This is a genomic window from Streptococcus sp. 449_SSPC (assembly GCF_001073005.1).
Lineage (GTDB): Bacteria > Bacillota > Bacilli > Lactobacillales > Streptococcaceae > Streptococcus > Streptococcus salivarius_F.
Window position 1 is genome coordinate 36871 of the sequence record NZ_JVGR01000005.1, and the last position, 7991, is coordinate 44861.

General features: G+C 38.2%; 8 protein-coding genes and 3 tRNA genes. All 11 read right to left on the reverse strand.

The window, feature by feature from the left end; all coding sequences use genetic code 11:
- Positions 1 to 35: 35 nt before the first annotated feature.
- Positions 36 to 281 (reverse strand): phosphopantetheine-binding protein, encoded by a 246-nt coding sequence (locus tag ADH51_RS01600; protein ID WP_004181960.1) that lies wholly within the window; start codon positions 279 to 281, stop codon positions 36 to 38.
- Positions 281 to 1285, reverse strand: coding sequence for a phosphate acyltransferase PlsX (plsX, locus tag ADH51_RS01605; protein WP_013989885.1), 1005 nt, complete (start codon positions 1283 to 1285; stop codon positions 281 to 283). Before plsX ends, ADH51_RS01600 begins: the two co-directional genes overlap by 1 nt.
- Before the next feature lie 211 nt (positions 1286 to 1496).
- Positions 1497 to 2270 carry a DNA repair protein RecO gene (recO, locus tag ADH51_RS01610; RefSeq protein WP_048674031.1) on the reverse strand — a complete coding sequence of 258 codons (774 nt, stop codon included), beginning with the start codon at positions 2268 to 2270 and terminating at the stop codon, positions 1497 to 1499.
- Positions 2257 to 3432 carry a pyridoxal phosphate-dependent aminotransferase gene (locus ADH51_RS01615; protein ID WP_014633755.1) on the reverse strand — a complete coding sequence of 392 codons (1176 nt, stop codon included), beginning with the start codon at positions 3430 to 3432 and terminating at the stop codon, positions 2257 to 2259. Before ADH51_RS01615 ends, recO begins: the two co-directional genes overlap by 14 nt.
- A gap of 92 nt (positions 3433 to 3524) precedes the next feature.
- Positions 3525 to 4490 carry a ribose-phosphate diphosphokinase gene (locus tag ADH51_RS01620; RefSeq protein WP_002886286.1) on the reverse strand — a complete coding sequence of 322 codons (966 nt, stop codon included), beginning with the start codon at positions 4488 to 4490 and terminating at the stop codon, positions 3525 to 3527.
- A gap of 211 nt (positions 4491 to 4701) precedes the next feature.
- The gene (locus ADH51_RS01625; RefSeq protein ID WP_048674034.1) at positions 4702 to 6219 is read right to left on the reverse strand and encodes a PcsB-like coiled-coil domain-containing protein; all 1518 of its coding nucleotides are present in this window, start codon (positions 6217 to 6219) and stop codon (positions 4702 to 4704) included.
- Between the two features lie 84 nt (positions 6220 to 6303).
- Positions 6304 to 6828, reverse strand: a complete 525-nt coding sequence (mreD, locus tag ADH51_RS01630; protein WP_022495821.1) for a rod shape-determining protein MreD — start codon at positions 6826 to 6828, stop codon at positions 6304 to 6306.
- 1 nt (position 6829) lies between these two features.
- Positions 6830 to 7660 (reverse strand): rod shape-determining protein MreC, encoded by an 831-nt coding sequence (gene mreC, locus ADH51_RS01635; protein WP_048674036.1) that lies wholly within the window; start codon positions 7658 to 7660, stop codon positions 6830 to 6832.
- A gap of 57 nt (positions 7661 to 7717) precedes the next feature.
- Positions 7718 to 7805, reverse strand: a tRNA-Ser gene (locus ADH51_RS01640).
- 4 nt (positions 7806 to 7809) lie between these two features.
- Positions 7810 to 7883, reverse strand: a tRNA-Ile gene (locus tag ADH51_RS01645).
- Positions 7884 to 7916: 33 nt separating this feature from the next.
- Positions 7917 to 7987, reverse strand: a tRNA-Gly gene (locus tag ADH51_RS01650).
- Positions 7988 to 7991: the final 4 nt, after the last annotated feature.

Below are 7991 nucleotides of genomic sequence, written 5' to 3' on the forward strand. Positions count from 1 at the left end.
AGTAAATAACTATTATATTATTACGTCTAGCTTTCTTATTCTTTATTCAATTCCTCAGACAAATAGTCCAACAAATCAGCTACCTTAACCATATGGTCAATAGTATCATCGGAAATCTCAAGGTCGAACTCATCCTCCAAATTAATAATGAATTCCATAAGCTCTATTGAATCCACACCCAAGTCATCTAATTTGGTAGCTTCGGTTAAAACAATGTCCTCTTTACCCATCTGCTCTTGAATTACGAGCTGCATTTTCTGAAGAATTTCTACTCTACTCATCAGTTAGCCTCCTCTTTCGGACTAAAGGCTTCAACTAGCTGCTCAACAACCTTAGTATCAAGCATCGTACGAACCTGCTTAATAGTGTAGTAAACCGCCTTAGCATCACTAGATCCATGACATTTTACTACGGGAGCTTTAAGACCAAAGAGAACCGCACCTCCAGCGCTAGAGTAATCCATAGTCTCTTTCATCCCTTTTAGGCTGTCTTTCAATAGGAAGGCACCTAACTTAGCTTTAAGACCACCATTCATGATAGCTGACTTAAGGGTCTTCATAGCACCAAGTCCCGTTCCTTCGATTGCCTTAAGAACTGCATTTCCGGTGAAACCATCAGCTACGACCACATCAGCAGCTCCAGACATAATTTCACGCGCCTCAACATTACCAACAAAGTTAATACTTGGCTCCTTAGATAAGAGCTCAAAAGCCTCCTTACGAAGACTATCCCCCTTTGTTTCCTCAGTCCCATTATTAAGGAGACCTACACGAGGGTTGGCAATTCCACGCACATTTTTAGCATAGAAAGATCCTAAAATAGCATATTGATGCAAATGACTAGCTGTATTTTCCGCATTAGCACCCAAATCAAGCATATCAAAGGGTTGACCAGTAAAACTTGGCATTGTTGACATAAGACCCGGACGCTCAACTCCCTTAATACGTCCGACCACAAAGAGACCTGCAGCCAGAAGGGCACCTGTATTTCCCGCAGAAATCACGGCACCTGCTTTTTTCTCCTTAACAGCCTGTGCACCTAAGACCATTGAAGCTTTTTTCTTCTTACGAATGGCTTTAGCTGGCTCATCATCCGAATTTATCTTTTCATCAGTATGCACAATGCTCACACGTTCATTCGCTGTCAAATAGGTCTTAATTTTAGCTTCATCACCATAAAGCTGGATTTCAATATCTTTGAAATCTGCTATAGCTTGGTTGACACCCTCTACAATTGCTTGTGGCGCATTATCGCCACCCATAGCATCTACTGCAATTACATGCATAGCATTCTCCCTCTTGTCCTCTGCCATAAAACATAAACTCAGATTTCTATCAATAAAATATTATGTAACTAAAATAGACTAGTTCACTATTTCTAGCAGAGTCTTTCAGCTTATTATCTTCTTATTATAGCACGAACTGACTTGCATTTTAACCCCTGAGACTGAAAACCATTACTTTCCTGTTTCACGTGAAACAAAAAGAAGATAATGTCTAGTCAGCACTATCTTCTTTATTCATAATATGACCCCAAGAATTTAGATTATCAATAAACTTCTTACTTTTAAGATGTATTCCAACATAATTATCATAGAGGTCATCAATAAAATGTCGTAGCTTTCGTTTCATGTCATCCTTAACAGATATGCTTCTCAATTCCTCAAAAGAAAGCCCCTGAAAACGATCTAAAAGATAAGGTACATTAGGATCCAAGTGACTACGCCTTTCATCCTCTGCATAGTGATTTGGACAAAGTAGCCCCGAGAACTTATACGAAAAATCAAAAGGAAGCCCCACACGATGGCAAAAGACACACTCGTGAAAATTCAATCGTACACCGAAACGGTCTAAAACCTGAATCTCAAAGATATTAGTCAAGATTTCATAATCCAAGCCTTCTGCCATTAATTCAAGCGTCTTCTCCAAAAATGCAAATAATTGCGCATCTGCCACACCGTCAGCAATAGCAGCATCCGTCAGAGCAGCTAAATAAGTCGCATAAGACAGCTTGAAAATATCGCTTGTAATTTCCTTGAAGGACTCTGCCTGGCTATAATCCTCTATGAAAGATAAGCCCTCATCATTTACAGTCATCATGAATTCAGCGATGGTTAAAGGTTGAATCACAGCACTTAATTTACCTGACCCACCACCTCTAACAAAAAACATCCGTTTACCAGCTTGCTCGGTATAAATCTTAACTAGCTTATCGTTCTCACGATAATTACGATTGAAGAGGACAAGCCCTCTACTCTCAAGCTTCTGCATGTTCTTCCATAAACTCTTTCAAACGAGCCATAGCTGTTTCAATAGTATCCATGCTAGCTGCATACGACAAACGAACATAGCCTTCGCCATACTTCCCAAAAGCAACCCCTGGGATAATCGCAATAGCTTTTTCACGAGCAAAGTCTTGACAGAACTTAAAGGAATCTTGAGTATAGCCTTCTGGAATCTTAGCAAAGATATAGAAAGCACCATCAGGTTTAATAATTTTGAAACCAAGTTCAGTCATTTTTTCAAGAATATAATCACGACGCTTCAAATACTCAACTTTCATTGGTTGGGCATCATCTTTACCAGCAGATAAGGCTTCAATAGCTGCAAATTGTGCCATAGTAGCTGCAGCTGTTACCAAATACTGGTGACTCTTAATCAACTGAGCCGTCAAGACTGCAGGTGCAAAAATCAAACCAATACGCCAGCCTGTCATCGCATGAGATTTAGACAAACCATTAATCAAAATCGTTTGTTCTGGCAAATACTCAGCAATAGATACATGTTGGTCCACATAAGTTAGCTCAGAGTAAACTTCATCGCTAACAACAAAAATATCGTATTTTTTCAGAACTTCAGCCAAATCTTTAATCTGTTGACGTGAGTAAGTCACACCTGTTGGGTTAGTTGGGTAGTTAAGTAAAACAGCTTTAAGCTTATCCCCCTGCTCCAAAATTGCCTTTTCTAACATCTCCGGAGTCAAAACAAAATCATTAGCTGTTGTATCAATTTCAACAATTTCAGCACCAACTAGATTTGCAATCGGCTCATATCCAGGATAGGCTGGTGCAGGTAAAAGAATCGTATCTCCTGGCTCCAAAATAGCAGTCAAAGTTGCAGAAAGGGCTTCTGTAGCTCCAATAGTCACCAAGATTTCATTATCTGGGTTATAAGTAAGATTATATTTTTCCTTAACAAAATCTGCCGCAGCTTGACGCAAAGCAGGAAGTCCTGCCATACCTGTATAGTGAGACTGGTTAGCATCGATAGCAGCTTTAGCTGCTTCTTTCACATGATCTGGAGTCGTAAAATCAGGTTCACCAAGTGTCAACTTTTTGATACCTGGTACATCTGAAATTGATTGGTCAAACTGACGAATCATCGAAACTTCAATCTTATCTAAATTTTTATTAAAACGTTGTGTTAAATCCATCACTGTCACCTCTTTGCAATTATGCCTTACATTATATCAAAAACTCAAACGCATTTAAACACCAAAAAAAGCTAGCCTAGGCTAGCTTTAGTCTATTTATGGCCCATTTCAAACAAAGGTGACAATGGACGTTTTTCATGAATACGAATAATTGCCTCTGAAATCAAATCAGCAATTGAAATTTGTTCAATCTTATCAATCAAACGTTCTTCTGGAAGATAAATCGTGTCCAATACGACAAGCTTCTCAATAGCAGATTTTTGAATATTATCAAGTGCTGGACCTGACAATACAGGGTGAGTACATGAGGCATAGACATGAGTCGCACCAGCTTCAGCAAGCGCATCCGCCGCATGACAGATGGTACCCGCAGTATCAATCATATCATCAATCAAAATACATGTTTTACCTTCAACGTTACCAATGATATTCATAACCTCAGAAGTGTTCATTTTATCAACACTACGTCGTTTATCAATGATTGCGATTGGTGTTTTCAAACATTGAGCAAGTTTTCGTGCACGAGTCACACCACCATGGTCTGGAGAAACAACAACAACATCATCACCAGTAAGACCAGCACGATCAAAGTAATCTGCGATAAGTGGTGCCCCCATCAAATGGTCTACAGGAATATCAAAGAATCCTTGAATTTGAGAAGCATGGAGGTCAACTGTCAAAAGTCGATCAACACCTGCAACCTCAAGCATATTAGCAACCAATTTAGATGTGATTGGCTCACGTGAACGTGCCTTACGGTCTTGACGTGCATAACCATAATAAGGCATAACAACACTGATCGTTTCTGCACTTGCACGTTTTAGCGCATCAACCATAATCAAGATTTCCATCAAGTTATCATTTACAGGAGAGCTTGTAGATTGAAGAATAAAAACGTGATGACCACGGATAGATTCTTCAATATTAACTTGAATCTCACCATCTGAAAATTCACGAACACTTGATTTTCCGAGTTCAATACCCATTTTATCAGCAACTTTTGCTGCTAATTCCTGGTTAGACGATAAAGCAAACAACTTCAAATTCGTATAAGACATGATTTCCTCCAAAATATCTACTAAACCATTCTACCTTTTTTTAGATTGATTTTCAATGCAAAATAAATGGTGTCACAGTAACTTAACAAGACTAAAAAGATTTAACCTTAACCTCGACATTTTCCCGTCTAAAAGTAATTCCAGAAAGTAAAGACATTTTGCTATAAAATAAAAACGATTCGAGAAAATTCGAATCGCCTTCTTGTAGTCATTATGGGTAAATATAGTATACAGAACCACCATGAGCTGAAGATGTTGGATCAAATGTACCACGGTAGTTACCGATTGACATGTTACCAGCATAGTTTGATTCCATAACTTGAATTGAATTTGCACCTGATGCTGATGTTACGTAAGCTACGTGACCATAACCACCACCATCATTTGGCCAAACCGCAATTGCTCCGGCTACAGGAGTTGTACCAACTGAGTGGCCAGCTGCTTGTGCGCTAGCAATCCAGTTTTTAGCATTACCCCAGTAATTACCAACCCATGAAGCTAATGATTTAGCACCCCAAGTACATTGACCAACAGGATATGTATTAGGAGTTGAGGCAGCTGATACTTTAGGTGTTTCAGCTGCTGGAGCTGGTGCTTCTGAAGCTGCAGGTGCTTGACTTGCTGGTGCTTCTGAAGTTGCTGCAGGTGCTTCTGAAGTTGCTGCAGGTGCTTCTGAAGCTGCTGGAGCAGCTGATTCTGGTTGTGCTTCAGGCTCTTGTGTTGCTTCAGATGTTGCTGGAGCAGCAGGCTCTTGTTGTGCCTCTGAGGCAGCTGATTCTGGTTGTGCTTCAGGCTCTTGTGTTGCTTCTGAAGTTGCAACAGTTGGCTCTTGAGTAGTTTCTGAAGTTTCTGATGAAACTGGTTCTTGTACTGCTTCTGAGGCTGTTGCTGTTTCTGAAACAGTAGCTTCTGAAGGTTGAGCTACAGCTTCTGAAGTTGCTGCCGCCTCTGATTGAGCTACAAATGCTGCCGCTTCTGAAGATGCTACTGCTTGTGCTGCTGCCTCTGATTCTGCAATTGCTTGTGACTGAGCAACTGATGCTGCAGTTGAAGCTGCCACTGCTTCTGCAGTTGATTTAGCAGAAACAAGTGATGTTTTTTCATCTTGAGCTGTAGCCAATTCTGCAGCCAAAGCAACTTGTGCTGCTTCTAGTTCTGCTTGTTGAGTTGTCAAACCAGCTTCTGTTGTTTCAAGTTCTGCCTTATTAGTTGCAATCTCATTAATAGCAGCTTGGTTTTGTTCTTGTTTTGCAGCAAGCTCTTTTTGATCAGACTCTTGTTTTGTCAACATGTCATTATTAGCTGTAACAACTTTTGAAATAGCTGTGATACGAGTAATAGCTTCAGAGATTGACTTAGAGTTCAAGATAGAGTTGATGTAGCTAGTCGCAGTATTATTTTGTTGAGCACTACGAGCTTGTTTCGCCAAAGAATCTTGACGAGCTACAATTTTACTTGATAATTCTTGAATTTCAGATTCCAAATCTGCTGATACTTTTTCAAGTTCAGCATTTTTAGTTTCCAATTCTGATTTTTGTGTTCTAAGTGTAGATACTTGAGATTGGATTGTAGCAACTTGCGCTTGTGCAGTCTCTTGTTGAGAAGCAAGGTTACTAATTGCGTTATCTGCAGCAGCGATTTGCGAATCATAATCCTCTGCATGTACTGATGCAGCTGCTGATAAGGTTACACCACTTACCAACACTGCTGAAAGAATACGTTTTTTCATAATATAAAATACTACTCCTTTTCGATAAGACCTATTAATTGTATCAAAAAATGGCGCAAACTTTGTTACGCCAATATTACAGTTCTATTTAAATCTATCAACTGACAGATACAAAAATAATTTTTCAAGAATAGGTTTAATAAAGATAAAGGTCAAAAGATTAAACACTATACTAGGACTTAGTTGATAAATAATAAAATCCGTCACAGACTCATTGGAGAAACCATAAAATAAGGCAAAGCCAAAATTTATAGTATCAAAGAGAAAGAGGAATAAAAACATTAACAAAAAATCAACATAGGTATTTCTCTTAACAATTCGACCTAGCTGAGTTAACAGATAGCATAACAGCGGCAGAGTTAGAATTACTATACCAACTGTTTTGAAATAATAGGTATCATAAAGAAATCCAAAACAAACAAGGTAAAGAAAGGAATACTTATTTGGAAAATCAAGAGTTAAGATAAAAATATAAATAATGAAAAGATGAGATGATAGAAAAAATTCAGGAGATAAATAATGATTAAGTATCATCGAAATATGACCATCCCATAGAAAAGGAACAATACTCAGTAAGAAAGGAATAATAGAATACTTGGATAATTTCATATTATTTACCATCTCCAACTAAAGTAACATAAGAAATTTTATCAAAATCAGCATAAGGTTTTACCAAAATCGTACGATTTCCTTCATAATCACTCACAGAGTCTACAGTACCAATTGGAACATCCTTTACTGATACATCATCAAGACCACTTGTAACTACTTCAGTCCCAACCTTAACGTTAGAAGATGAATTGAGTTGTGTCATCTCTAACAGCTTCTTTTTATTATCATAACGAGATATAATCCCGAAAATCTGGTTATCATCCTCTGATTTGACGCTAGAAGCAAGGTAACTATCACTAGAACTACTAGAAAGTAAAGAAATAGTAGTAGTATCATCATATACCTTAGTTACAAAACCAATTACTCCACCATTAGAAGTTGCTAGCATAGATTTACTAACATTCTTAGACTTACCGACATTAATCGTTAACTCTTTTAACCAAGTCACAGAAGGTCGCATAGAAACTTCAGCAGTGAGAACATTATCACGACTTAGCTTGTCCGAAAGATTAAGCGAAGCTCTTAAAGAATCATTCTCTTCTTGCAAGTTAGAAATAATAGATGATTGATTTTCTAAATTCGATAAAGATTTTTTTAAATCTTGATTCTCATTATAGGTTGATAAGAGATCAGAAATAACATTATGAGATTTTGATAAAGCAATAAATGGAACTGAAACAACTGAGTCTACTTTGGTAACGAAACCCGAAACATTAGACGAGATATCCTTGGTTAATTTTTTATTAGTAAAGACAAAAGAAAAAAGCATTACAAAAAAAAGAATAATAATAAACCCATAAAGAAGAAATCGATAAAAACTATTTTTCATTTTGTCACCTCAAAAAAAGAAAACGAATTATCTAAAAGATAATTCGTCATAATACTACGGAGAATGGGGGATTCGAACCCCCGCGCCAGTTACCCGACCTAACGATTTAGCAAACCGTCCTCTTCAGCCTCTTGAGTAATTCTCCAATATGGGCACGAGTGGAATCGAACCACCGACCTCACGCTTATCAGGCGTGCGCTCTAACCATCTGAGCTACGCGCCCAAGCCAAATGCTTGGTTATTTGTTTCCAAATAAAGCGGGTGACGAGAATCGAACTCGCGACAACAGCTTGGAAGGCTGTAGTTTTACCACTAAACTACACCCGCTTAA

What these genes read in the sequence shown, in the direction of transcription:
- ADH51_RS01600 (WP_004181960.1), bottom strand. Translation starts at nt 281, where the DNA reads ATGAGTAGAGTAGAAATTCTTCAGAAAATGCAGCTCGTAATTCAAGAG.
- plsX (WP_013989885.1), bottom strand. Translation starts at nt 1,285, where the DNA reads ATGCATGTAATTGCAGTAGATGCTATGGGTGGCGATAATGCGCCACAA.
- recO (WP_048674031.1), bottom strand. Translation starts at nt 2,270, where the DNA reads ATGCAGAAGCTTGAGAGTAGAGGGCTTGTCCTCTTCAATCGTAATTAT.
- ADH51_RS01615 (WP_014633755.1), bottom strand. Translation starts at nt 3,432, where the DNA reads ATGGATTTAACACAACGTTTTAATAAAAATTTAGATAAGATTGAAGTT.
- ADH51_RS01620 (WP_002886286.1), bottom strand. Translation starts at nt 4,490, where the DNA reads ATGTCTTATACGAATTTGAAGTTGTTTGCTTTATCGTCTAACCAGGAA.
- ADH51_RS01625 (WP_048674034.1), bottom strand. Translation starts at nt 6,219, where the DNA reads ATGAAAAAACGTATTCTTTCAGCAGTGTTGGTAAGTGGTGTAACCTTA.
- mreD (WP_022495821.1), bottom strand. Translation starts at nt 6,828, where the DNA reads ATGAAATTATCCAAGTATTCTATTATTCCTTTCTTACTGAGTATTGTT.
- mreC (WP_048674036.1), bottom strand. Translation starts at nt 7,660, where the DNA reads ATGAAAAATAGTTTTTATCGATTTCTTCTTTATGGGTTTATTATTATT.